This window comes from Pseudomonas simiae (assembly GCF_000934565.1).
Lineage (GTDB): Bacteria > Pseudomonadota > Gammaproteobacteria > Pseudomonadales > Pseudomonadaceae > Aquipseudomonas > Aquipseudomonas simiae.
In genome coordinates, this window is the sequence record NZ_CP010896.1 from 4,446,255 (window position 1) to 4,472,046 (window position 25,792).

Consider the following 25,792-nt stretch of genomic DNA (forward strand, 5'->3'; position numbering starts at 1 on the left):
ACTAGAGGCTGAAGCCTTACGCCAACATGAAACTTTTGTCATAAAACTCAGCACCCTGCGACGCAATGTCACGGTTTTCGCGGCCTGCAGCACTGTTGCGTTTTCCGCAATGAATTGTTGCACGAAAAGTCGGTTTACTTAGCAAGCTAACAAATCATATAACAAAGGCCTGCGACGACTTGCCGCAGATCCACCAGAGATTGGAGCAAGCAGATGACTGTAAAAGTAACTGAACGCGACGACGAACATATGTCCCACGAAGCACTGGGCCATGGGATTCACATCTGGGATGTACACCAACAAGACCTGTTGGTCGGCATGTTTCACAACGAGAGCGACGCTCATAATTATAAAAACGAGCTCGAAGCCCTTGAGATGAGACGCCAGGCGCAAAGCTCCTGAGACTCTGAAATTGTGCAGAGGCCGGGCCCACGCAGCTGGGCCCCTGCAAAAACAAACCCCGCCTTTGAGCGGGGTTTGTGTTTTTCGCACTGCTACGCAGCGCAGGGCAAGCGTACTCACCCTCCTTCAGGCCTACAGCTTTACCACATCAGATCATCCGGGATCTGGTAGGCCGCGTACGGATCATCCTCATCCGGCACCTGGCTTTCCGTCAGGATATTGAGCTGCACGATACGCTCTGGTGCGCGCTCCTGGATCTTCAGTGCGGCCTCGCGCGGGATCACCTCGTAGCCGCCGCCGTGGTGCACGATGGCCAGGGAGCCGTTGCTCAGCTTGTTGCGCATCAACGTGTTGACCGACAGGCGCTTGACCTTCTTGTCATCCACGAAGTTGTAGTAGTCCTCGGTGGTCAGCTTGGGCAGGCGCGAGGTCTCGATCAGTTGCTTGACCTGGGCGGTGCGGGCCTTGGCTTCGGCTTTTTCCTGCTGTTGGCGGTTCAGTTCCTGGTCGCGTTTGACCTTCTCGGCCTGCGCTTCGGCCGCCAGGCGGGCCTGGGTGTCATCCGCCTCGATCTGGCCTTTGTGGACCAGGCGCTGCTGCTTCTGTTTCTCTTTGCCGACCTGCTTGGCCTGCTTTTGGTTGACCAGACCTGCTTTGAGCAACTGGTCGCGAAGGGAAAGGCTCATGGTGCTTACTCACTTAGGCAACTGCTCAACCGCAGCTGGACACATTCTTTTCCTGACGTTTGGCTTCGCCCCACAGGGCGTCCATCGTTTCGAGGGTGCAATCTTCTATGGATTGGTGCGTATCGCGCAATGCCTGTTCGATAAATCGGAAGCGACGTTCGAACTTGGCATTGGCGCCACGCAGCGCGGTTTCCGGGTCGACCTTGAGATGACGGGCCAGGTTGACTGCCGCGAACAGCAGGTCGCCGACCTCATCGGCAATGGCCACCGAATCGTTGTCGGCCATGGCTTCGAGCACTTCATCCAGTTCTTCGCGCACGTTGTCCACCACCGGCAAGGCGCAGGGCCAATCGAAGCCGACCTGGCTGGCGCGCTTCTGTAATTTGGCGGCGCGGGACAGGGACGGCAGCGCCGTGGGCACATCGTCCAGCAAGGAAAGCTGCTCCGGCGCGTCGGACTTTTCCGACCGTTCCTCGGCTTTGATCTGCTCCCAGCGCTCCTTCACCTGTTCTTCACTCAACTGCGGGATATCCAGGGGTGCATACAGATCACCGGTTGGAAACACATGGGGATGGCGACGGATCAACTTGCGCGTAATGCTGTCGATCACCCCAGCAAATTCGAAGCGCCCTTCTTCCCGCGCCAGTTGGCTGTAATACACCACTTGGAACAACAGGTCGCCCAACTCGCCTTGCAGGTGATCGAAGTCACCGCGCTCGATGGCGTCGGCGACTTCGTAGGCTTCTTCCAACGTGTGCGGGACGATGGTGGCGTAGGTTTGCTTGATGTCCCACGGGCACCCGTACTTCGGGTCGCGCAGGCGGCTCATCAGGTGCAGCAGGTCATCCAGTGAATACATCATTCTACTTCCGATCAGGTATGAACACCGCCGGTCAACGGTGGGAGGGGCAAGCCCCCTCCCACCGTTCAGACTGTGCTCATCCAGATGTTCATGGGGTACGGTTGCGGCGTGTCTCGATGATGTTCGGCAACTGGGAGATCCGCCCCAGCAACCGTCCCAACGCGTCCAGCCCCGGAATCTCGATGGTCAGGGACATCAACGCAGTGTTGTCCTCTTTGTTCGAGCGGGTGTTGACCGCCAGCACGTTGATCCGCTCGTTGAGCAGCACTTGCGACACATCCCGCAGCAAACCGGAACGGTCATAGGCGCGAATGATGATATCCACCGGGTAGGTGAGCACCGGCACCGGGCCCCAGCTCACCTGGATGATCCGCTCCGGTTCACGCCCGCCCAATTGCAGCACCGATGCGCAGTCCTGGCGGTGAATGCTCACGCCGCGGCCCTGGGTGATGTAACCGACAATGGCGTCGCCCGGCAGCGGCTGGCAGCAGCCGGCGATTTGCGTCATCAGGTTGCCCACGCCCTGGATCTGGATATCGCCGCGCTTGCCAGGCTTGTAGCCGGTGGCCTTGCGTGGAATCAGTTCCAGCTGTTCGCTGCCACGTTCCGGCTCGACCAGTTGCTGGGCCAGGTTGACCAATTGCGCCAGGCGCAAATCGCCAGCGCCGAGGGCGGCGAACATGTCTTCGGCGATCTTCATGTTGGCTTTCTCGGCCAACTTGTCGAAGTCCACCTGAGGCAGGCCGAGACGCCCCAATTCGCGTTCAAGCAAGGTTTTGCCGGCGGCGACGTTCTGGTCGCGCGCCTGCAATTTGAACCAGTGGACGATCTTCGCCCGCGCCCGCGACGTGGTGATGTAGCCCAGGTTCGGGTTCAGCCAGTCGCGGCTCGGCGTACCGTGCTTGCTGGTAATGATTTCGACCTGTTCACCGGTCTGCAGGCTGTAGTTGAGCGGCACGATGCGCCCGTTGATCTTGGCACCCCGGCAGTTGTGACCGATCTCGGTGTGAACGCGGTAGGCGAAGTCCAGCGGCGTCGCGCCCTTCGGTAAGTCGATGGCATGGCCGTCAGGGGTGAAGATGTAGACCCGATCAGGCTCGATATCCACGCGCAGCTGTTCGGCCAGGCCACCAATGTCGCCCAGTTCTTCGTGCCATTCCAGCACTTGACGCAGCCAGGAGATTTTCTCCTCGTACTGGTTGGACCCGGCCTTGACGTCGGTGCCCTTGTAGCGCCAGTGCGCGCACACACCCAACTCCGCCTCTTCGTGCATGGCGTGGGTGCGGATCTGCACTTCCAGCACCTTGCCCTCGGGGCCGATCACCGCGGTGTGCAGCGAGCGATAGCCGTTTTCCTTGGGGTTGGCGATGTAGTCGTCAAACTCCTTGGGAATATGCCGCCACAAGGTGTGGACGATACCCAGCGCGGTGTAGCAGTCGCGCATTTCCGGCACCAGCACGCGCACGGCGCGCACATCGTAGATCTGGCTGAACGCCAGGCCCTTGCGCTGCATTTTGCGCCAGATGGAATAGATGTGCTTGGCACGGCCGCTGATGTCGGCTTCGACACCGGTGGCCTGCAGCTCGGAGCGCAACTGGTTCATCACGTCGGTGATGAAGCGCTCACGGTCGAGCCGCCGTTCGTGCAGCAGCGTGGCGATCTGCTTGTATTGATCGGGTTCAAGGTAGCGGAAGGACAAGTCCTCCAGCTCCCACTTGATATGGCCGATCCCCAGACGGTGCGCCAGCGGTGCATAGATGTCGAAGACTTCGCGGGCAACGCGGTTGCGCTTCTCGTCGTCGGCGGTTTTCACCGCACGGATTGCGCAGGTACGCTCAGCCAGCTTGATCAGGGCGACGCGGACGTCGTCGACCATCGCCACCAGCATCTTGCGCAGGTTCTCGACCTGGCCCTGGGTGCCCAGCACCATGGACTGACGCGGGCTGAGGCTGGCGCTGATCGCAGCCATGCGCAGCACACCGTCGATCAGCTTGGCCACCACGGAGCCGAAACGCTGGCCCACGGTCGCCAACTGAATATGCCCTTCCCGCACGCCGCGATACAGCACGGCGGCGATCAGTGAATCCTGGTCCAGCTTGAGATCGGCGAGGATCTCGGCGATTTCCAACCCGGTGCGAAAGCTTGAAGTGCCTTCGGCCCAGAGGTTCTTGGAAGCATTGTCTTGCTGCTCAGACTCGCGAGCGAACTCGCAGGCTGCTTTCAAGGCTTCACGGTCCAGTGCCGGGTCGACACTGATGGCATGATCCAGCCATGCCTCGAGATTGATACTGCCGTCGGTGTTGATCGGCTGGTGTGCTCTCACCTGTACCATCTTGCTTACCTTCCCTACGACGCACCTTCGATGCGCCAGAATTCATCGCCGACCTTCTACTGCTCCCTGGCAGATCACAGGCCCTGGAGACGACAGGCCGGTCGGATTAAACGGGCATCCTAGCCCGCTTCAAATAACGCCATGGCCTCGACATGCGCGGTTTGCGGAAACATGTCGAGGATCCCGGCACGTTTTAGCCGGTAGCCTTGCTTGACCAACTCAACCGTGTCCCGCGCCAGCGTGGCCGGATTGCAGGACACATACACCAGACGCTTGGCTCCCAGGGTCGCGAGCTTGCGCACAACCTCCAGGGCACCATCACGGGGTGGGTCCAAGAGTACCGCAGAAAAGCCTTGTTTGGCCCATTCCGCGTCAGTCAAAGGCTGGGACAAATCAGCCTGAAAAAACTGCACATTATGCAAATCGTTGCTGACGGCGTTGACGGCCGCCCGCTCCACCATGGTCTGCACCCCCTCCACCGCCACCACTTCACGCACCTGGCGCGCCAGTGGGAGGGCGAAGTTGCCCAGGCCGCAAAACAGGTCCAGCACCCGTTCATCGGGTTGTGGCGCCAGCCATTCCAAGGCCTGGGTAACCATCGCTTCATTGACCCCGGCATTGACCTGGACAAAATCTCCGGGCCGGTAAGCCAGCTCCAGATCCCAGTGACTCAGGCGAAACCCGAGCACCGAATCGGCCTCAACCGGTTCCGGCTGGCCCTCGCCATGCAGCCACAATTGGGCTTCATGGAAGGCACAGAATTCTTTCAGCACCTGCAGGTCCGCTTCCGACAGCGGCGCCATATGGCGCAGCAACACGGCCACGGACGTACCACTGAACAACTCCACATGCCCCAGCGCCTGAGGTTTGCTCAAGCGACGCAGCATGTTGGGCAGGCGCTGCATGATCGGCTGCAAGGCCTGTACCAGCACCGGGCATTCGTCGATGGCGACGATGTCCTGACTAGCCACCGCGCGGAAACCCACTTCCAGCTGTTTCGTCTTGGCGTCCCAGCGCACGGCCACGCGGGCGCGGCGACGGTAACCGAATTCCGGCCCGCTCAAGGGCGCGGCCCACTCCTGCGGTTCGACACCCGCCACGCGGGACAGTTGCTCGGCAAGCATGCGCTGTTTCAGGGCAAGTTGTTCGCCGTGGGGCAAGTGCTGCACGCTGCAACCGCCGCAGCGGCCGAAATGCGCGCACGGCGCCGGACGGCGTAATTCGCTGGCACTGAACACCCGCTCGGTGCGCGCCTCGACGATCTTGCCATGGGTGCCCAGCACCCGTGCTTCGACTTCTTCGCCCGCCAGCGCGCCGTTCACGAACCAGGTGCGACCTTCAAAGAACACGATGCCTCGGCCGTCGTTGGCCAGGCGCTCGATGGTCAGGCGCTGTTTCTTGCCCACAGGGATCTGCGGGGCGCGGCTGCCGCCCGTCGGTTGGAAGCGCAGGCCTCTCTCGTGCTTGGCCATCAGTTGGGTTCGTCGAAGATGCCGGTCGACAGGTAACGGTCGCCTCGGTCACAGATGATCGCGACGATCACCGCGTTTTCCACCTCTTTGGACAAGCGCAACATACCCGCCACCGCGCCACCGGAAGACACGCCGCAGAAGATGCCCTCTTCACGGGCCAGGCGGCGGGTGGTGTCTTCGGCCTCGCGCTGCGCCATATCAATGATGCGGTCGACGCGGCTCGAGTTGTAGATCTTCGGCAGATACTCTTCGGGCCAACGACGGATACCAGGGATGGCAGAGCCTTCCATCGGTTGCAGGCCGACGATCTGGATGGCCGGGTTCTGCTCCTTGAGGTAGCGCGAGTTGCCCATGATGGTGCCGGTGGTGCCCATGGAGCTGACGAAATGAGTGATGGTGCCCTGGGTCTGGCGCCAAATTTCCGGGCCGGTGCTGGTGTAGTGCGCCTCGGGGTTGTCACCGTTGGCGAACTGGTCCAGCACCAGGCCGCGGCCTTCGGCAGCCATGCGTTCAGCCAGATCGCGCGCACCTTCCATGCCGTCTTCCTGGGTGACCAGGATCAGTTGGGCACCGTAGGCGGTCATCGCCGCTTTGCGTTCGGCGCTGCCGTTGTCGGGCATGATCAGGATCATCTTGTAACCCTTGATCGCGGCGGCCATGGCCAGGGCGATGCCGGTGTTACCCGAGGTGGCTTCGATCAAGGTGTCGCCGGGTTTGATCTGCCCGCGCAGCTCCGCACGGGTGATCATCGACAGCGCCGGGCGGTCCTTCACTGAACCGGCCGGGTTGTTCCCTTCGAGCTTGAGCAGCAGGGTGTTGCTGGTGTCTCCCGCCATGCGTTGCAAGCGGACCAGGGGCGTGTTGCCGACGCAATCGGCGATTGTAGGGTACTGCAAGGTCATGGCGTATTCGCAATCCAGACTGCGGGGGCGAACATCATACCGGGAAAGGCCGGCGGGCCATATCACGCAAAGTGTGGTGCCTATTCCTTAAAGGCATAAGTATTGGCTCAGGCAATTACAAATTCCGTCCACTCCTGAAGGGTCAACACGCGGACCAGATCGGCCTTGGCTTGGCGCATCTGTACAGCAAGGCTTTCGAGCGCGTGTTTGTAGGTTCCCTCGTTTATGTCGCCATTCGTGACTTTGTCGGTGGCCCGTTCCAGCTCACGCTGGTAGTGCGCCAGCGCAGCCTCAAAACGTTGCGGGTACTTGCGCTCCAGGAACTCGACCCAGTACTCCTCGTTTTCAAGCCGACTGGGCCAATTCAGATTCAACTCCTCATTTTTGATCAGTCGGAGTATTCGGATCACCGAAGGCGCATCCGGCACCGCAGTGGCGGCGTCGAACCGGCCCGGCAATGCAAGAGGCAAGTCCAGACTCGACGCCAGCGCGATTCGATAGGCCAGGAAACGCACGCAGGCTTCCTGCGCAGACTGCTGCGGAAACGCCCTCAACAGGTGGTGGTCGATGGCACCCAGCCGGCGAAGGGCTCGGTAATAATTCACAAAATCCGGGCCTGCGGCATCCACGTTTCCGGCGAGCATCTGTACCGGCAACATAGCCAGTTCGATCTCATTGAGGCACAACAGCCACCCGTCGATCCCCCCGCTCATGTACCGCAAAGGTGCCTGGAAAAGGATTTGTTGCAGGCGCCCGTTGTGATTGGCCCCGTCAATCAACTGCCAGACGCGCCGCGTAATGTCCTGGCGCAAGGCGTGATGCTCCGGGGCAATCAACGGCGGATAGGAAGACACGTTCCACAGCAGGTTAAAGAAACCGTCCGCCATTTGCGCTCCGGCCAACAGCGCCCATTCAGCCCGCCGTTGCGGCACTTCATTCAGCGGCACCGGCAATAGCCAGCGTTCAACCGAGGGCAACGGAAATGCCCCGTCGTGCCACAGGCCAAAATCGATCGTTTGATAACCCGGCCGTCTCCGGTATTGGCTGAGCAGCCGCAAGGTCGCCTGGGAAAGCGCGTTACCGTGAAGGTTCATGGCGCGGTACACGGTTTCATTGAGGTGAAGATCAGAGTGGGTCAACACTTTGAAACGATTGTCTCGCAGATCCAACGTGCGAAGTCTTGGCAGCATCACCACCCACAGAGGCAAAAGATCGAGTTGAGTATTCCTGAGCTTGAGGACCTCCAGCGCAGTCAGCGCATACACGTTCAAGCGCTTCCCTCTGCCCAGGGGATTGTTGGACAGATTCAACGTGGTCAAGCGCGTCAGGCCCTGCAACCGTCTGATATCCGCTGATTCAGGCTGAATGCGATTGTTCGCCAGGCTGAGTTGTTTCAAGTGTTGAAGCGCAGACAAGCCCTGAGGCACATGGTCCAAGCGGTTGCCGTCGAGAAACAGCGTCCGCAGCGCCGGGAAGCGCCCGAGGAACTTCATCGGCAGCGCTTGTAACTGATTGTTCCGCAGGCTCAGTTGCATGACATGACCGAAATGCGCCGTCACCTGTGGCAAGTCTTCCAGGGCCAGGTCATCCAGATAGAGCTCAAACATCACCCCGCGCGGGGAGTCCTCTTTGCTCCAGCAACGTCGAATTCGCGCGGAGGCCTCGACTTGTGCCTTGAGTTGCTCGGGTTTCCCCAGCAAGCACCAGCGTTCAAGGCTGTCATTCAAGGCGTCGCGTTCTCGGAACAGGGTGTTGATCGCGTCCTCACGCTCCTGAACGGAGTCACTCAGATTCTCAAGGATCTCAAACGCCTGTTCATCGGTTTTCGTCGGAAATAACTGCCGCAACCGTGCGACTTGGTCACGGTCCACTGCCCCCAGCTCATTGCCGCCACTCAACGGATAACCAATCCGCCCATCCGCCACGCGACGCGGCGGGTTGTACCAAGGGCGACGCCCTATTTCGAGCAGGGTTTCGGCAAACTCCCAGTGACGCTCCAAGCGATAACCGATCTCCTGGGTCAACTCTTCAACGCCACTCGCATGGGTATATCCCATCGCCTGACGCTCAGGGGGAGGTAAAGCGTCGAGTAAGACCGTGAGAAAATCGCCAGGGTTTCCGAGCGGTTGCAACGTGCCGTTCGATTGGGGAGCAAAGGCCTGATAGCGGCCATCAAGCGCCTCCAGCACCCGCTTGGGCCGCCCTTCAGCAGGGCCGACACTGTCAATGAGCCGCCCGCGCTCACGTACTTCAACCCGTGCTTGAACAGACCAGCCGTCCATCTCGGCCACTGTATGAAGGATCAGCTTTGAGCTGTCCGCACTTGCCGCACCTCCCAGGTGCACACCCTCCATCGCCCTGGTCTTGCGCAGGTACTCTATCCACCAGCGGATGGCTTTGGTTTTGGTCAACGGGACACGGCCGGCCTCCAGGCTTCGACGCTCAACCGGGGTGAGATCGCGCACCAGGTCTTCGGCGATTTGCGCTGTCAAACTGGGAAAATCACGCTGCAGCACCTGTGCCAGGGGCTCCGAAGACAACGCGCTTTTATGAAGCAACGCCTTGAAAAAAAGCCGCGCCATACCTGGCTTGTCCTGCGCAACAAAGGTTTCGAGCCGCCTGACCTGATCAGCGCGGCTCAAGCCCGCACTGCCCACCAACACATCGGCGCTTTCAGGCCCTATTTCACCCAGTAACTCGTCAAAAAAATCCCATCCCGTCTCCACGCCCGCCTTGACCCGTCGATGCAACGTGAATCGCTCGATGGTCTCCATCAAAATCGCAGGTGGGCGCTCGTTACGCAGGTGCACGCGACGCAGCATCGCCGGGGTCACGCCGCTGACCTGTTGAATCTGGTTGATAGCATCCGGCGACCATGCTCCAACGGCGGGCCCGAGGCGATAAAACGGTTTGTGGCCATCCCAGGTCAGCGGCGTTTCCCATTCATGGCGCCAGGCACCTGCGCCGTTATGCGTCAACACCGGGGCGTAAGCATCGTGCAATGTGGGGTGTGGAATGCGCCATGGCAGGGTCGGGCCAGCCTGGGAGACGTTGAAACACAAGCCGTCCATATACAGAAAGCAGTCCGCGCCCTGGCGAAAGAGACCGAGTGCGTCAGGGGTCAGGCCCATGGTATCCGCAGCACTGGAATACTGCGCGATGTCGCGCTGGTGAGGGTAAAACTGCCCCTCGACCGTACGATGGTCGAGCATGGCGCGGGCAATCCGGTGACGGAAATCGGTGACCGCCTGGGGGCCTTCAAGCCCGAGCCGGACGCGTTCGTTATGGGTTAACTGGTTCAGGATGGCCTGGTAAAAACCGTCGGGAGTACCGAGCCTCGCGCCCGCAAGGGAGGTGCGATGATCAAACGGCGCAAAGCGCCCCCGGCCATGGTCCAGCACCACCACAGTCCGGTCTTTGGCACCTTTCGACATATAGTGCACCGGCTGATCGGCGCGACTGATGACCAAGGCTTGGCCAGTGACGCTTTTTAATACTGCGCCGGCAAATTCGCCTGCCCAGCGCAGGGTCTGCGCGTCGTACCGGCGCCCATGGAAAATCCCGTCGATCATCGCCTCTCGGCGGGCTGCCCGCCGTGCACTGCGCAAGGCGGTATAGAGCGCCTCGGGTTGCAGTTTTGACGCCAACAGTTGGGTCTGCTGGTGGGAAGAAAGAGGCTGCTGATCCAGCACCTCCAACAAGCGGGGCAGACTGACTTCGGGGTGCAACGCCCGTAGGGTACTGATGACCGCGGGTTCGGGCTGATCAGACCCCAAGCGCTCAGGCAACAGGTTCTTGATCGCCGTCGGCGCGCCAGAGGCCGTTGCGCGATCGGCCTGGGCAAAGCGTGTAAGTGCCTCGAACAGCTCAAGCCTCACGGTGCGGGCCCGCAGCGCCAACTGCTGGCGCAACGGCGGTTCTCCGGCCGAAAACACGGCAGGCAACAAGTCCACCACAGCCTGGAGAAAATTCGCAGTAAAACGACGCGGGGATGAGTAGGCGAACTGGAAGTTCTCCTGACGGGTCACCGTGACCACCCGAGAAGCGGGACGGCCCGCCTGCTGCGTGTAACGTCGCAACTCCAGGCCCTGCGGGTTCTCGACGCTCAAGGCAGTATCAACCGGCCATTGCGCCAATTGAGTGACCAACGGCCCCAGCACTTCGAACGCCTGAGTCGGCGGTGGATGACTGGGTGGCGACGGGCTTGACGCCCAATCGATCAGACGATCGACATTAAAGCGCTGCGAAGCCTCCACCAGGGAAGCCGACGGTCGCTCGCCCTCCCAGACCTTGTCGAGGAGTTGTCGAGGCGTATTGCTCGCCTCAAGCACTGCGTTCAACGACTTGACCGGCGCCTGCGAGGCGCCGAGCATTCTCTCCAACAGCGCGGTATCGACCCGCTCACCGGCAACGCTGCCTGGTGGGGACAACTGGCGGTACAGCGCTTGGTGGCGACGCATCACGCTGCGTGCCAGGCGAGTATGCAAGCGGCTGCTGATCAGCAAATCAGCCAGGTCGACCAAGGTTTGGAGCAACTCAACCGAGTCACCCTGCACTGCCATGGCTCCCCCCTCGATCAAGGACTGCGTGAGGACGGCAAACATCGCAACGGCCCTGAGCCGTCCCAGGCCTTTGAGTGGGCCCGGCGCCGGAATCAGCAACAGATCAAGCGTCTCGCCGAGCACCGTTTGAAAAACACGGCTGATCGTCACCATCCAGCCGGGTGTTTCGGCTGCCAGTTCCTGCAGGTTGGTGCGACAACGTGCGGTGTAAAAATCATGCAAGCAGACCATTGGGGTCTTTTCGACCGACTGTCGGACGTATCCGACGCGCTTCACAAGCGTGGTCTTCGGCAACCACTCAACGAGGTCATAAAGCACTTCGGCCTGCGGGGAAAGCTGCTCGGGGCGAGGCTGAGATGTCGCTATCTGCTTGAGCCGGACACTGTCACGCAAGGTCATCAACGGGTACAGCCACGACACGTCACCGTTGCCATAGGAGGCCTGAAAGGCCATGTAAAACTCCGTGCATGCTTCCCGGTGGCTGTCGTAGTGAAGCAGGGCCCCCGACGGTCGATGGGGGAAATAGCTGAAGGCACCTTTGCAGCCGCTCACTGAAAAGACGATATGAGGAATCTTCACACTGTCTCCAGGCGGTGACCCTACATACTGGCCCGTCAAGCCAATGTGTTGAGGGACCCAGCTGATGTTGTCGATACCGTGGGGGATAAACAGATGCATTTCTTCAATCTGGCCCCAACGCACTTCACCGACGAGCGCACGCTTCAACTGGTGGTATTTGGCTTTGTCCACGCGGCTGGTCGCGCGGTCCTTGAGGGCATTGATCAACGCGAACTCAAATTCGGCGCTTGCCTGCCTCATGATTGCATCGCCCAGGGAGGAGGACGCGCGTAATGCCTGGGCAAGAGACGTTCTGAGTGTCTCGCCAATATTGAGCTTGCGTACCAAGGCAATGAATGCTGCCGCACTGGCATTGATGGACGAGTCCATATAGCTGGCGTCCGCTATCCCCGTATTCCCAGGAAAACTCCAGCCGGTCACGCCGTCGTAATTCATGCATGCCGCTTCCCATAAGGTCAGGCTGGCAACCTTCACCTGATCACCCTGGGCCTCACGACGAACGCGGCGAGCAGGCGCCAGGTAGCGGGTGTAGATCCTTGCGGTTTTCGGGTCGACGTCTGAACCCGTCAGTGTTTTTAAAGCATCGCGCAGGGACGCCAGGGACTGCTGTTCAAAACGTTCGATAAACCGGGGGACACCGTCTTCAACGGCTTTCCGGGCCTGAACCCAAGCCTTTTGCAGGCGTACATATTCACGTTTTTCTTCATCGTCGAGCCCGTCAAGAAACCCGTCGAACTTGCTTCGCACAGCGTCCAGGGCTTGCAGTGAAGACCATTCGTCCCTGGTCAGAAACGGTCCCGAAGCCGTTTGTTCGGCCGTGAAGGCAGCCAATGAGGGTGTATAGGCAGGAGGCTCAGCCATTTTTCTATCCTTGAAAAATGACCACCCTACTCAGTTGCCGCGCGCGCATTGGGTAGCTATGTAATACGCAGACTCATGTGTGGTTCTTCTGGTACACCGCCTGCCCCATGGCCGCAATTTGCCCGTCGATCAACGCGTTGAAGGGTTGCAGTAACGGTTCGAACGAGGTGGGGTATTCCAATACCTGCAACGCCTGCACAATCGCTTCCACTGTCGACAGCGCGCCCGGTCCGGGGGCCTTGCGCAATCGATAGCGGGACGCAGCGCCTTCGGCCAAGGTCACCCGGGGCAACGCCGCCAGCAAGGGATTGAGGTGCAACAGTTTGCGCGCCTTGCGCCACGTGCCATCGGGGACCACCAGTAGCAATGGCTGACTGCCGGGCGCGTAGGCCTGCAGTGGTTGGGCATCCTCAGCCGGAAACAACAGCCGCGCCTGATAACCGGGCGGGTGCAACAGGCTCGGTAGATCCTCAAATATCTCCCCCACCACCAATTGCGCATTGCTCAACCCCAACGCCGCCAACCGTGCAGTATTCAACGCATGATTGACCTCGCTCGGGTGCTGCAACAGCAACACACGGGTGCGGCTGTCGAGGCTGGGGATCAGCGCGCACAGGCAGTGGGTGGCAGGCCTGAGGCAATGTGAACATTGGGGTCTGGACATGGTTTTATCAGGCCTGGTTGAGCTGAGTCTTGAGCAAGTCGCGAAAGGTCTGGATCAGCGGCTCACGGCTGCGGCCACGCCGCATGATCATCGAGAACGGTGCCTGGTAGCCAAAGGTCGCCGGCAGCAATACGCGCAGGTCGCCCTTGTCGGCCCAGGCCTGGGCGTAGTGTTCCGGCAAGTAACCGATATAGGCACCGGACAGCACCAGGATCAGTTGTGCCTCCATACTTTCCACGGTGGCGGCGCTGTGTTTGAAGCCGTGGCGCGCCAGTTCAGCCTGGCTCCAGTAGCCGCGACCGACCATGCGTTGCTGGGTGATCACTTGTTCGGGGATGCGTCGCTCGTTGAACAGCGGGTGCCGGGTGCTGCAATACAGCCAGTGTTGTTCGCGGTACAGCGGCATGTAGATCAGCCCGCTCATCCGGTTGGAAAAGGCACCGATGGCCAGGTCCAGGCGATTGTCCTGCACACCGAGTTGCAGTTCGTAGGGGCTCATCACCGACAGATGCAGGTGTACCGCCGGGTGTTCCAGGCTGTAGGCGCCGATCACTTCGGCGAACGGCAAGGCCTTGTCGCTGACGGTGGAATCAAGCACGCCCAGTTTGAGGGTACCGCGCAGCTCGCCTTTGAGCGCGGCGGCGTATTGCTCGAAGCCTTCAAGCTCGCCCAATAAGCGCAGGGTTTCCTGATGGAACAACTCACCCTTGCTGGTGAGGCTGAACCCGCCCCGCCCACGATGGCACAGCACCAAGCCCAACGCCGATTCCAGCTGGCTCATGTACGTGCTGATGGCCGAGGTGGACAGATTGAGTTCGTGCTGGGCATTGGCGAACCCCTGGTGCCGCACAACGCTGACGAAGATGCGCAGGAGTTTCAGGTCGGGCAAGGCGCTGGCCATGGTCGGCTCCAGGTGTGGATGCCTGCAGTCTACCTGCCTGCATTAGTTTAGAAAAACCTGAACTAAGTATTTGCCCCTGCCGATTCTTTCGTATCGACACATTTCGCAGAATCGGCCCCTAACAAACAAAACAACGATGAGGCACTCCTGTGGACAAGATTTTTCACCAACCACTGGGCGGCAACGAAATGCCGCGCTTCGCCGGCATCGCCACCATGATGCGTCTTCCCCACCTGCAAACGGCCAAGGGCCTGGACGCCGCCTTTATCGGCGTGCCACTGGACATCGGCACCTCGCTGCGTGCTGGCACCCGTTTCGGGCCGCGTGAAATCCGCGCCGAATCCGTGATGATCCGTCCGTACAACATGGCCACCGGTGCCGCACCGTTCGATTCGCTGTCGGTGGCCGACATTGGCGACGTGGCGATCAATACCTTCAACCTGCTCGACGCCGTGCGCATCATCGAAGAAGCCTACGATGAGATCCTCGAACATGACGTGATCCCGCTGACGCTGGGCGGCGACCACACCATCACGCTGCCGATCCTGCGGGCGATCCACAAGAAACATGGCAAGGTCGGGCTGGTGCACATCGACGCCCACGCCGACGTCAACGACCATATGTTCGGCGAGAAAATCGCCCACGGCACCACGTTCCGCCGCGCGGTAGAAGAAGGTTTGCTCGATTGCGACCGTGTGGTGCAGATCGGCCTTCGCGCCCAGGGCTACACCGCCGAAGACTTCAACTGGAGCCGCAAACAGGGCTTCCGTGTGGTCCAGGCCGAAGAATGCTGGCACCACTCCCTCGCGCCATTGATGGCCGAAGTCCGGGAAAAAGTCGGCGGCGGCCCGGTGTACCTGAGCTTTGACATCGACGGCATCGACCCGGCCTGGGCCCCCGGCACCGGCACCCCGGAAATCGGTGGGCTGACCACCATCCAGGCCATTGAAATCATCCGTGGCTGCCAGGGACTCGACCTGATTGGTTGCGATCTGGTAGAGGTTTCCCCGCCCTATGACACCACCGGCAACACTTCGCTGCTGGGCGCCAACCTGCTGTACGAGATGCTCTGCGTGCTGCCGGGTGTGGCGCATCGCTGATGAGCACCCACGAAGTGCTGCAAGCCGCTGCCGACCTGGTGGCGGCCTTCGCCCGCAATGACCGCACCGCCTACTTCGGCGCGTTCACGGCGGATGCCAGCTTCGTGTTCTACACCCTGCCCCAGCCGCTGCTCAGTCGCGATGCCTACCAGGCGTTGTGGGATCAATGGCGTCGGGACGAGGGGTTCGAGGTGCTGTCCTGCGCCTCGAGCAACGCCGTTGTCAGCCTGCAGGGCGACGTGGCGATTTTCATGCATGACGTGGCCACTGAGCTGCGCATGAACGGGGAGCAATTTTTTAGCCAGGAACGCGAGACCATTGTCTTCAAACGACAAGGATCCCGCACAGAACAAAAACAAGGCCTGTGGCTGGCCTGTCACGAACATTTGTCCGCTATGCCGGAAGGGCTGCCGCCCCCTTAGCCAATGTGATCGGAGCAGATCATGAATAATAAAAACAACCATAAAAGTATTCGCAAGATAGAAACCAATGGGGTCGAGCAGATCCCGGACCACGAACGTACCGCCGGCCCCAAGGATCTGTTCCGACTGATCTTCGGCGGTGCCAATACCTTTGCCACCGCCGTGCTGGGTTCCTTCCCCGTGCTGTTCGGCCTGTCATTCCAGGCCGGCGTCTGGGCGATTGTGCTGGGCGTACTGGTGGGTGCGCTGATCCTGGCCCCCATGGGCCTGTTTGGGCCGATCAATGGCACCAACAACGCCGTGTCTTCCGGTGCGCACTTTGGTGTTCACGGGCGGATTGTCGGTTCATTTCTCTCGCTGCTGACGGCGATCGCCTTCTTCTCACTGTCAGTGTGGAGTTCAGGTGATGCTCTGGTGGGCGGTGCGAAACGTCTGATCGGCTTGCCGGAAACTGACCTGACCTTGGGCCTGGCTTACGGCGTGTTTGCGATCCTGGTGCTGACCGTGTGCATCTACGGCTTTCGCTTCATGCTGTGGGTCAATCGCATTGCAGTGTGGGCGGCGAGCCTGCTGTTCCTGCTGGGGATCTTCGCGTTTGCCCCCGCGTTCGACAGCCACTTCGCCGGCACTGTCGCGCTGGGCCAGACCGGCTTCTGGGCCGCCTTCATCGGCGCGGCGCTGGTGGCCATGAGCAACCCGATTTCCTTCGGTGCGTTCCTCGGCGACTGGTCGCGCTACATCCCGCGTGAAACGCCAAAAATACGCATCATGCTGGCAGTGGTGCTGGCGCAAATCGCGACCTTGATCCCGTTCCTGTTCGGCCTGGCCACCGCGACCATCGTGGCAATCAAGGCACCGGACTACATCGCGGCCAACAACTATGTCGGCGGTTTGCTGGCGGTGGCGCCGAGCTGGTTCTTCCTGCCGGTGTGCCTGATCGCAGTGATCGGCGGCATGTCCACCGGGACTACGTCGCTGTATGGCACCGGGCTGGACATGTCCAGCGTGTTTCCGCGCCTGCTGTCGCGGGTCAAGGCCACGTTGCTGATCGGGGTGATGTCGATTGCCTTCATTTTTATCGGCCGTTTCGCCGCCAACCTGGTGCAAAGCGTGTCGACCTTCGCCGTACTGATCATCACCTGCACCACGCCGTGGATGGTGATGATGATCATCGGCCTGATCGTGCGTCGCGGCTTCTATTGCCCGGATGACCTGCAGGTGTTCACCCGGGGTGAAACCGGCGGGCGCTACTGGTTCAGCCACGGCTGGAACTGGCGCGGGCTGGGGGCGTGGATTCCGAGTGCGCTGGTGGGGCTGTGCTTCGTCAACCTGCCGGGGCAGTTTGTCGGGCCACTGGGCAACCTCGCCGAAGGCATCGATATAAGCCTGCCGGTGACCTTGGGACTGGCCTCGCTGATGTACCTGACCTTGCTTCGCGTGTTCCCGGAACCGGCGGCTGTCTACGGGCCGACCGACTCCCGCAGCAAGCGCACGGATGCGCGCGTTAAACCGGCGCTGCAACAGGCCGCCTGACCCTCATAAAAAAGATAATCGGAGAACCGCCGTCATGGCTTTGGATTTATTCGTCGTACTCATCTACGCCGCTGGCATGCTCGTGCTCGGCTACTACGGCATGCGCCGTGCCAAGACCCATGAAGACTACCTGGTGGCCGGTCGCAACCTGGGCCCGTCGCTGTACATGGGCACCATGGCCGCCACGGTATTGGGCGGTGCATCCACCGTCGGCACCGTGCGCCTGGGCTATGTACATGGCATCTCCGGTTTCTGGCTGTGTGCCGCGCTGGGCGCGGGCATCATTGCGCTGAACCTGTTTTTGGCCAAGCCGCTGTTGAAGCTGAAGATCTTCACCGTGACCCAGGTGCTGGAAAAACGCTACAACCCCATGGCCCGCCAGGCCAGCGCCGTGATCATGCTGGCCTACGCCCTGATGATTGGCGTGACCTCGATCCTGGCCATCGGCACCGTGCTGCAAGTGCTGTTCGGCCTGCCATTCTGGATCTCGGTACTGCTCGGCGGCGGTGTGGTGGTGGTGTACTCGACCATCGGCGGCATGTGGTCGCTGACCCTCACCGACATCGTGCAATTCGTGATCAAGACCGTCGGCCTGATGTTCATCCTGCTGCCAATCTGCCTGTACCGCGTCGGCGGCTGGGACGAACTGGTTGCCAAGCTGCCAGCGTCGAGCTTCAGCTTCACCGCCATCGGCTGGGACACGATCATCACCTACTTCATGATCTACTTCTTCGGCATCCTGATCGGACAGGACATCTGGCAACGGGTGTTCACCGCCCGTGACGAAAAAGTCGCCAAGTACGCAGGCACTTTCGCCGGCTTCTACTGCATCCTCTACGGCCTGGCCTGTGCACTGATCGGTATGGCGGCGCATGTGCTGATCCCGGACTTGGACAACGTCAACAACGCCTTTGCCGCCATCGTCAAAATGTCGCTGCCGGACGGGATCCGTGGCCTGGTGATTGCCGCAGCACTGGCCGCGATGATGTCCACCGCCAGCGCCGGCCTGCTCGCCGCCTCCACCGTACTGACCGAAGACCTGCTGCCGCGCCTGCGGGGCGGCAAACAGTCGAGCCTGGGCGTCAACCGCCTGTTCACCCTGCTGACCGGTATTGCCGTGCTGGGTATCGCACTGGTGGTGAACGATGTGATCAGTGCCCTGACCTTGGCTTACAACCTGTTGGTGGGCGGCATGTTGATCCCGTTGATCGGGGCGATTTTCTGGAAACGCGCAACCACATCCGGCGCGATTACCTCCATGACGCTGGGCTTTGTCACTGCGCTGGTGTTCATGATCAAGGATGGGCTGGATGCAAACACGCCGATCTACTACAGCCTGGCGGTGGGGTTGGTAAGTTTTGTGGTGGTGAGTTTGCTGTCGCGCCGCCCAGCGGGCGTTGCGGCTAGCGCAGTTTGAGATAAAACCGGGAGTTAAAGCGGTTTCTTCAGCGGGTGCGACGTCGGATGTCGTGCCCGTTTTTTTTATTCAGCATTCCGGCTGGACGCTTCAAACAAATCACCGCACGCCTTGCAGCCAAAATACTGCTCGGTTGTCGGGCACAGGACCTCCCCTGTTACTCCCGCCAAGTACACGCCTTGCCATGATCGTTCAGCGTGCCTTCAAGGTAACAAGACGCCCAGTCGTACTCGTCATGCAGCGTGCGCCCATCGCAATTGCGTGAGCGCTTACAGGACTTACCTGCGACGTGGACGACGTTGCTCGTCATCGGTGCGAATCGGCACGGGCTGCAGCGGAGGCTCGATCAAGCCCAGTGCAACACCCAGATCATGGAGCCAGTTTTGAATTTTCTCTTTCATGGTTGCCCCCTTTGAGGGTAATGCTGGTAGGCGCAAGTTCTTTCGCCTTTTCCTACACTGATAGTAGCCCTAAGTCCTACGTAATGCTTGAACGAAACCACAACGAACTATTACCGAATTCATCAAAATCCTGACGGATCGCTCAAGCAATGGCGCGCGTGTCTTGCAGGACCGCAGTCTTGCCGGCTTGCTGCAGGTCGATCCATGCATTGAGGTTAGCGCCGAGCATACCCTTTCGCCACATCAGCCAGGTGGTCGCAGTGGCAAAAGGCCCTTTCAGCGGATGAACGGACACGCTGTCCTTGCCTGGCAGGCTCTCAAGCATTGATTCGGACATCAACGCCACTCCGGACCCGGCGATCACGCACGCCAGCATGCCTTGATACGACTCGATCTCAATCGCCCGGCCCATGGCCACGCGCTCATGGGAAAACCAGGTTTCCAGACGGGTGCGATAGGCGCAACTGCGGCGGAACGTGAAGACAGATCGTCCCGCCACATCCTGGGGACCCTGTACCGGCGGATGGTCGGCCTCGCAGATCAGCACCAGGCGCTCTTCACACAGGGCAACACCGTCCAGGGAGGCGATCGTGATGGGGCCATCCACAAATGCCGCATCCAGGCGGCCGGTAATCAGACCTTCGAGCAATTCACCGCTGGGCGCCGATTGCACCTGAAGGTTCACCATCGGATAAGCCTTGTGGTAGCGCGCCAGCAGCTTCGGCAAATGCACCGCCGCGGTGCTGTACATGCTGCCTAAAACAAAATCGCCGGCCGGTTGGCCACCTTGCACCGCGCCGTGGGCTTCGTCGTGCAGGGCCAGCAGTCGAGTGCTGTAGTCCAGCAACACCTTGCCGGCAGGAGAAAGCTGCAAGCGCTGACGCTCACGCACAAACAACTCTACGCCGAGCTGCTCCTCCATTTGCTTGAGCCGCGTCGACAGGTTCGATGGCACCCGATGCAAGCGGTCCGCCGCGCGCGTAATGGAGCCCTCTTCCGCCACCGCCTGAAAAATGCGCAATTGACTGAACTCCATACCTTTCTCCAAAACTGAACAAGTTACTCACTATTATTCATTTTTGCAGAAAGTCAATCCGCTTTAGCCTGAGGGTATTCCTTTACCCGCAGGAACACCGACCATGTCTCCTTTAGTCCGCTTACTCGCCAGCTTTGTCGCCCTGATGATGGCGATGGGCATTGGCCGCTTTGCCCTCACCCCACAAATGCCCCATCTGCTCAGTGAAGGGCAGATCGACCTGACCGGCGCCGGCCTGATCGCCGCCGCCAACTACCTGGGCTACTTCGTCGGCGCAGTGGATTCGATCTTTGCGCGCAGCCATCATCATGTGCGCGGACGTCTCTATGGCGGGTTGTGGTTGTGTGTACTGCTGACCCTGGCGTCGTATTGGGCCCACGGGTTCTGGCCGCATCTGTTGTTGCGCTTTGGCACCGGTGTCGCGAGTGCCTGGGCCCTGGTAATGATCACCAGCCTGAGCCAGCCGCTGGCGATTGCCGCAGGGCGTCCGCGCCTGGGCGCCTTGGTCTTCGCCGGGCCGGGACTGGGGATTTTGTTGACCGGCTTGCTGGCACTCGGCTCCAACCTGATGGGGCAAAACTCGGCCACGTTGTGGCTGGTGTATGGCGGGGTGGCGCTGGTGATGTTGCTGGCCATCCTGCCCTTCCTGCCCAAACCCTCTGCCACCGGCACGCCCGTTGCCGGCCACGTCGACGCAGGCCGCAATGCCAGCATCGCGCATTTGTGCTGGATCTATGTGTTGTATGGCCTTGGCTACATCATTCCAGCGACATTCCTGTCGCAGATGGCCAGCGCGCAGTTCAAGGGCGCCTGGCAAGCCGACCTGTTCTGGCCATGCTTTGGCCTGGCCGCCGCGATCGGCGTGGTGGTGGCGACCCTGCGCCGCAAGGATCCAGACACCACTCGCCGCTGGCTGATGACCACATTGTGGCTGCAAGCGGCCGGGGTATTCGCCTGTTTGCTCGGCAACGGCTGGGGCCTGGCGCTGGGGGTGTTGCTATGCGGCGGGCCGTTCCTGGCCTGTATGCAATTGGTGATGGCACGCCTGCGGGACGTCGCGCCCCACGGCTACCAGCGCAACACCGGGATGCTGACCGCCAGTTTCGCCATCGGCCAATTGAGTGGCCCGTTGCTGGCCTCGGTCAGCAGCCACCTGAGTGGTGGGCTGCAACCGGCACTGGTGGTCGCCGGTGCCGGTTTGCTGGTGGCGGGCTCGATATTGATCAGCCGGCAACCAGCGGCGCAGGCACACGCACCTGTTCACGCCGCGTCAACACCAGGAAAAATAGCCCACCCAGGAAGCAGCCGGTAAACCAGGCGAAGTTGGCCATGCCCTGCAGCGCTGGCGTGAATGTGATCGCGACGCCCACCAGCGTCGCGGGCACCAGCGCCTTGACTGCCGTCCAGTTCACCCCGCCATCGAAGTAATAACGCCCGCTCGGGCTGTCATCAAACAGCGCATCCACGTCAATCTTCTGTTTTTTGATCAGGTAGAAATCCACCAGCAGGATGCCGAACAGAGGCCCGATGAAGGCCGCGAGAATATCCAGGGTGTAATGGATCATCAGCGGGTTATTGAACAGGTTCCACGGCGTGATGAAAATCGACGCCACGGCGGCGATCATCCCGCCCGCGCGCCAACTGATCTTGCTCGGCGCGACGTTGGCGAAGTCAAACGCCGGGGACACGAAATTGGCGACGATATTGATACCGATGGTTGCGGTGACAAAGGCAAAGGCCCCCAGCAACACCGCCATGCTGTTATCAATCCGCGAAACCGTAGCGATCGGGTCATGCAGCATTTCGCCAAACACCGGCAAGGTGCCCGAGACGATCACCACGGTCACCAGCGAAAATGCCAGGAAATTCACCGGCAGCCCCCAGAAGTTGCCGCGTCGCACGTCTTGCATACTGCGGCAGTAGCGGCTGAAGTCGCCGAAGTTCAGGGTCGGCCCGGAGAAGTACGACACCACCAACGCCGTCGCCACAATCACTTGGCCGAATGCCTGCCAGCCCGACAGGGATTTCTCTGCCAGCGTGAAGCTGATGTTCGACCAGCCCGCCTTCCACACGATCCAACCCGCCAGGGCGAACATCACCGCGTAGACCACCGGCCCGGCCCAATCGATAAAACGGCGGATGGATTCCATGCCGGCCCAGAATACCGCCGCTTGCAGCAACCACAGACTGAGGAAACCAAACCAGCCAAGGTAGGACAAACCTGCGAAATGCGGCTCTGCATACACCGCCATCTGTGGGAAGAAACGCAGCACCACGATGATCAAGGCGCTCGACGCCAGGTACGTCTGAATCCCGTACCAGGCCACGGCGATCAAGCCGCGTATCACCGCAGGAATGTTCGCACCAAATACACCAAACGACAGGCGACAGATCACGGGATAAGGCACAGCGGCTTGCTGACTCGGCTTGGCCACCAAGTTGGCGATCAACTGCACGATGCAGATACCAGCGAGCAAGGCGATCAGCACCTGCCAACTGGCCAGGCCCAGGGCGAACAGGCTGGCCGCAAACACATAACCGCCGACGCTGTGCACGTCACTCATCCAGAAGGCGAAGATGTTGTACCAGTTCCACTTTTGCGGCAGCGGGCCCAGGTCCTGGTTGTATAGGCGCGGGCTGTAGCCTTTGGGCAATTGTTCGGTCATCGCTGGGCTCCTCGAAATACGGGCCTGCGCTTCCGTTGCAGGGTGCATACGGGAGGCGGCATGGTTTGTATACGAGACAGTCAGCAGAATGCGTGCCAATTGAACCCAATCCCTCTGGAACGGCGTCCCAAAGGGGCTGATACAGGCTTAGCGATGGGTAACGCGCTCAGCAACGGTGCACAGAAATCCTGTACACAATCAGCGCTGCACTCGATGTGCACACAGATAACCCGCCGTGCAGCAAGCTGCAGTCAGGAAGGTGCCCCACGCCATGTCCATCACCGCCAACTGCGCAGACCACCCTTGCAGCGTGGCCCAATTGCTCAGGTCATAGGTGCCGTAGGCGACCAGGCCCAGCAAGGCGCCCAGGCGTGCGGCGCGTTGCCAGCTTGCGCTGGGCAAGACCACAAACACGACACAACCGAGCACATAGAGGAGATAGAAGAGTGTTGCGGGCAACAGGCGAGGCTGATCCAGCATCAGCGGCCCCAGCAGGGACTTATAGGTGGGGCCCATGAGGACACCTAACCAGAGGCCGTCCAGGATCAGGAACGCGAGCAACGTGCCGAGGTAGGCGAACAACGTCTTTTTCGACATGGGTGCAGCCCTTTGTAGGAGCGAGCTTGCTCGCGAAAATATTCCTGGCGCATCACGGTGTCGGATGTACCTTTTTCGCGAGCAAGGACCAGGGGTCCCCCTCGCTCCTACAGAAGAACGAAACGGGGTCAGCTTAGTTCAATGCGATCCGCGTGAATCACGATCTGGCCCTGCTTGTACAACGCACCAATGGCCTTCTTGAAGTTGCCCTTGCTCACGCCGAACAAGTTGCTGATCACTGCCGGATCACTCTTGTCGCTGACCGGCAGGCTGCCGTTGTTTTCACGCAACTTGGCAAGGATCTTCGAGTTGAGACTGGAGGCCGCTTCCTGACCGACCGGTTGCAGGCTCAGGCTGATGTTGCCATCGGCACGGATCTCTTTGATAAAGCCTTTTTCTTCTTTACCTGGGCGCAGGAACTTGAACACTTCGTTCTTGTGAATCAGGCCCCAGTGCTTGTTGTTGATGATCGCCTTGAAGCCCATATCAGTGGCTTCGGCCACCAGCAGGTCGACTTCCTGACCCACCTGGTAGTTAGCCGGCGTCTTGTCCAAGTAACGGTCCAGCCGTGCGGTGGCGGTGATGCGCTTGGTGTGTTTGTCGAGGTAGACGTGCACCACGCAGTATTCACCGGCGCTCAACTGGCGTTTTTCTTCCGAATACGGCAGCAGCAGGTCCTTGGGCAAACCCCAGTCGAGGAACACGCCAATACTGTTGACTTCCACCACTTTTAAACTGGCGAACTCACCCACTTGAACTTTGGGTTTTTCAGTCGTGGCGATAAGTTTGTCATCGCTGTCCAGATAAATGAAAACGTTAAGCCAGTCTTCATCTTCACTGGGAATATCTTTGGGGATATACCGATTAGGCAAGAGGATTTCGCCATCTTGCGCACCGTCCAGGTACAAACCAAAGTTAGTATGTTTAACCACTTGCAAGCTGTTGTAGCGCCCGACCAAAGCCATTTTCAATACCCTCATTACGTGGGCGGCATTCTACCCGACTTGCGCCCGCCACGCGCGCGTGCCCGAAAAATCGCGGGCTGACGTGGCATTGCAGTGGCATCGCCCCGCTCGTCCGATCAATCAGCTAATTTTTCCCAGCCGGCCATGCACCGATAGATCCATGGTTTCGAGTTAAAACAGTAAGTTAGGGGTTTATTTCAAAGATGAACTTCGGCTATTTCCCATGGCCCCTGTTATTCCTGAGGGATATTTACCAAGCAATTGTCAAGTATTTCCTGTACGATGCCTGGCCAAGTTAATTTTCTACAGGTTAGTGGCCGCCATGCGCGTAAAAGCATCCAACAGCAAAGCAAAGCCAGCTCCCGCCGTTGAAACCAGCGAATCGATCAACAGCCAGATTGCTGCATTTCTCAAGTCCGGCGGCGAAATCCAGCAGATTGCCAAGGGCGTGAGCGGCCAGACTTTCGGCCCATCCAAGCAGATCAGCCTGGGTAAGAAGTAATACTGCGCAACACACCTGGTCCCTAAGCGTCTTGCCTTCAAGGCGCTAGGACTAGAGCCCGAAATGCTCCCTGCACTCTCTTCGTAACCGCACCAATCGACGAACGGGCCTCACCGCCACGCATTCGCCGGTATGCTTGCACACGTCTAGCACGGGCATCTGCCCGATTTTCTCCGTCACTGCTCCTCGCTTTTCATGGAGTGAAGCATGTTCAAATCCTGCATATTCCTGGTCGGTGCCCTGGTCGCCAGCCCTCTCGCCGAAGCGCAGATCTTTCAGCGTGAACTGGGTGATTTCGACTTGAAACTGGGCACCACACCCAGCCGCAGCATGGCCCAAGGACTCGTCAAGCCGACGTCTCCCGGCAGCGATTCGTTCCATGGTGGGCTGGACCTGAGCCACGACAGCGGCTTGTACTTCGGGCAGTTCTCCCCAAACATGGGCCTGTCCTCGTCCAGCAACCTCGAAGTCGATTCCTACATGGGCTTCAAGCACCCCTTCGACCAAACCCTGGGCTACGAAGTGGGCCTGATCCACTACAGCTACCCCAAGCTCAGCCCCCTCGACAGCCAGGAGTTCTACGGCGGCCTGAATCTATTGGGCAACCGCTTCGGTGCGTCCTTCAGTAACGATCCGGACCGCCAGGACAGCACCCTGTTTGCCGACCTCGGCGGCACCCAACCGTTTGGCATCGGCGTCAGCATGAAATACACCACTCATCAATTGGGCACCCCGGTTTCGGTCGATGGAGGCTCCATTCATACCTTCAGCGACTGGTCGGTGCAATTCTCCCGGCAGTGGATGGGCGTGGACTTGAACCTGATCTACAGCGATTCCAGCCTCAGCGGCGGAGATTGCTCGGCCTATTCCGGACACAATTCGCAATGCGATGGCCTGTTGACGCTGAAGGCCGCGCGGTCGTTTTATTGA

The 25,792-nt window shown here is 60.0% G+C and carries 21 protein-coding genes; 8 read left to right on the forward strand and 13 right to left on the reverse strand.

The features are described from left to right. Positions 1 to 213: 213 nt before the first annotated feature. Positions 214 to 402, forward strand: a complete 189-nt coding sequence (locus PF1751_RS20130; RefSeq protein WP_044287624.1) for a hypothetical protein — start codon at positions 214 to 216, stop codon at positions 400 to 402. Between the two features lie 140 nt (positions 403 to 542). Here PF1751_RS20130 and PF1751_RS20135 read toward each other — a convergent pair whose 3' ends face one another. The 8 genes from PF1751_RS20135 to PF1751_RS20170 form a co-directional block, all read right to left on the reverse strand. Next, positions 543 to 1,088 carry a DUF2058 domain-containing protein gene (locus tag PF1751_RS20135; protein WP_010208656.1) on the reverse strand — a complete coding sequence of 182 codons (546 nt, stop codon included), beginning with the start codon at positions 1,086 to 1,088 and terminating at the stop codon, positions 543 to 545. A gap of 25 nt (positions 1,089 to 1,113) precedes the next feature. Further along, the gene (mazG, locus tag PF1751_RS20140; protein WP_010208655.1) at positions 1,114 to 1,947 is read right to left on the reverse strand and encodes a nucleoside triphosphate pyrophosphohydrolase; all 834 of its coding nucleotides are present in this window, start codon (positions 1,945 to 1,947) and stop codon (positions 1,114 to 1,116) included. Between the two features lie 91 nt (positions 1,948 to 2,038). Continuing rightward, positions 2,039 to 4,282, reverse strand: a complete 2,244-nt coding sequence (gene relA, locus PF1751_RS20145) for a GTP diphosphokinase (RefSeq protein WP_021490867.1) — start codon at positions 4,280 to 4,282, stop codon at positions 2,039 to 2,041. A 119-nt stretch (positions 4,283 to 4,401) separates the two neighbouring features. Continuing rightward, a complete protein-coding gene (gene rlmD, locus PF1751_RS20150; RefSeq protein WP_044287625.1) occupies positions 4,402 to 5,754 on the reverse strand; it encodes a 23S rRNA (uracil(1939)-C(5))-methyltransferase RlmD in 1,353 nt (450 codons plus the stop codon). Then, on the reverse strand, positions 5,754 to 6,656 hold the full coding sequence (cysM, locus tag PF1751_RS20155; protein ID WP_021490869.1) for a cysteine synthase CysM: 903 nt from the start codon (positions 6,654 to 6,656) through the stop codon (positions 5,754 to 5,756). Before cysM ends, rlmD begins: the two co-directional genes overlap by 1 nt. Positions 6,657 to 6,763: 107 nt before the next feature. Continuing rightward, positions 6,764 to 12,658, reverse strand: a complete 5,895-nt coding sequence (locus tag PF1751_RS20160) for an NEL-type E3 ubiquitin ligase domain-containing protein (protein WP_044287627.1) — start codon at positions 12,656 to 12,658, stop codon at positions 6,764 to 6,766. A 73-nt stretch (positions 12,659 to 12,731) separates the two neighbouring features. Further along, positions 12,732 to 13,322 (reverse strand): tRNA-uridine aminocarboxypropyltransferase, encoded by a 591-nt coding sequence (locus PF1751_RS20165; RefSeq protein WP_044287628.1) that lies wholly within the window; start codon positions 13,320 to 13,322, stop codon positions 12,732 to 12,734. 7 nt (positions 13,323 to 13,329) lie between these two features. Then, positions 13,330 to 14,223, reverse strand: coding sequence for a LysR family transcriptional regulator (locus tag PF1751_RS20170; RefSeq protein WP_021490872.1), 894 nt, complete (start codon positions 14,221 to 14,223; stop codon positions 13,330 to 13,332). 149 nt (positions 14,224 to 14,372) lie between these two features. Here PF1751_RS20170 and speB point away from each other — a divergent pair, with 149 nt between their 5' ends. Genes speB through PF1751_RS20190 form a run of 4 tightly spaced genes read left to right on the forward strand, consistent with a single transcriptional unit; the run spans position 14,373 to position 18,695 of the window. Then, on the forward strand, positions 14,373 to 15,323 hold the full coding sequence (gene speB / locus PF1751_RS20175) for an agmatinase (protein WP_021490873.1): 951 nt from the start codon (positions 14,373 to 14,375) through the stop codon (positions 15,321 to 15,323). After that, on the forward strand, positions 15,323 to 15,745 hold the full coding sequence (locus PF1751_RS20180) for a YybH family protein (protein ID WP_010208645.1): 423 nt from the start codon (positions 15,323 to 15,325) through the stop codon (positions 15,743 to 15,745). The genes speB and PF1751_RS20180 overlap by 1 nt, the downstream gene beginning before the upstream one ends. A 21-nt stretch (positions 15,746 to 15,766) precedes the next feature. Then, positions 15,767 to 17,278 (forward strand): purine-cytosine permease family protein, encoded by a 1,512-nt coding sequence (locus PF1751_RS20185; RefSeq protein ID WP_021490874.1) that lies wholly within the window; start codon positions 15,767 to 15,769, stop codon positions 17,276 to 17,278. 34 nt (positions 17,279 to 17,312) lie between these two features. Next, positions 17,313 to 18,695, forward strand: a complete 1,383-nt coding sequence (locus PF1751_RS20190) for a sodium:solute symporter family protein (protein WP_010208642.1) — start codon at positions 17,313 to 17,315, stop codon at positions 18,693 to 18,695. A gap of 278 nt (positions 18,696 to 18,973) precedes the next feature. On the opposite strand, the gene PF1751_RS29675 is transcribed toward PF1751_RS20190, so the two are convergent. Together PF1751_RS29675 and ptrR are read right to left on the reverse strand one after the other, a co-directional pair. Next, positions 18,974 to 19,096, reverse strand: a complete 123-nt coding sequence (locus tag PF1751_RS29675; protein ID WP_003193089.1) for a PA1414 family protein — start codon at positions 19,094 to 19,096, stop codon at positions 18,974 to 18,976. Between the two features lie 142 nt (positions 19,097 to 19,238). Continuing rightward, positions 19,239 to 20,132: a putrescine utilization regulator PtrR gene (ptrR, locus tag PF1751_RS20195; protein WP_021490876.1), complete on the reverse strand. Its 894-nt coding sequence runs from the start codon at positions 20,130 to 20,132 to the stop codon at positions 19,239 to 19,241. A 103-nt stretch (positions 20,133 to 20,235) separates the two neighbouring features. Between ptrR and PF1751_RS20200 the strand changes: the two genes are divergently transcribed. Further along, entirely contained in the window at positions 20,236 to 21,444 is a 1,209-nt protein-coding gene (locus PF1751_RS20200) for an MFS transporter (protein ID WP_021490877.1), read from the forward strand. Here PF1751_RS20200 and PF1751_RS20205 read toward each other — a convergent pair. The 3 genes from PF1751_RS20205 to PF1751_RS20215 all read right to left on the reverse strand — a co-directional run bounded on the left by PF1751_RS20205 (position 21,356) and on the right by PF1751_RS20215 (position 24,360). Further along, positions 21,356 to 22,798, reverse strand: coding sequence for an NCS1 family nucleobase:cation symporter-1 (locus PF1751_RS20205; protein ID WP_010208638.1), 1,443 nt, complete (start codon positions 22,796 to 22,798; stop codon positions 21,356 to 21,358). The genes PF1751_RS20200 and PF1751_RS20205 overlap by 89 nt on opposite strands. A 198-nt stretch (positions 22,799 to 22,996) precedes the next feature. Then, complete coding sequence (locus PF1751_RS20210) at positions 22,997 to 23,395, reverse strand: DUF2177 family protein (protein ID WP_021490878.1); 399 nt, start codon at positions 23,393 to 23,395, stop codon at positions 22,997 to 22,999. Between the two features lie 128 nt (positions 23,396 to 23,523). Next, positions 23,524 to 24,360: a CvfB family protein gene (locus PF1751_RS20215; protein ID WP_010208634.1), complete on the reverse strand. Its 837-nt coding sequence runs from the start codon at positions 24,358 to 24,360 to the stop codon at positions 23,524 to 23,526. A gap of 322 nt (positions 24,361 to 24,682) precedes the next feature. Between PF1751_RS20215 and PF1751_RS20220 the strand changes: the two genes are divergently transcribed. Together PF1751_RS20220 and PF1751_RS20225 are read left to right on the forward strand one after the other, a co-directional pair. Further along, positions 24,683 to 24,862, forward strand: coding sequence for a hypothetical protein (locus PF1751_RS20220; protein ID WP_003193095.1), 180 nt, complete (start codon positions 24,683 to 24,685; stop codon positions 24,860 to 24,862). Between the two features lie 207 nt (positions 24,863 to 25,069). Continuing rightward, positions 25,070 to 25,792 carry a TorF family putative porin gene (locus PF1751_RS20225; protein WP_042571885.1) on the forward strand — a complete coding sequence of 241 codons (723 nt, stop codon included), beginning with the start codon at positions 25,070 to 25,072 and terminating at the stop codon, positions 25,790 to 25,792.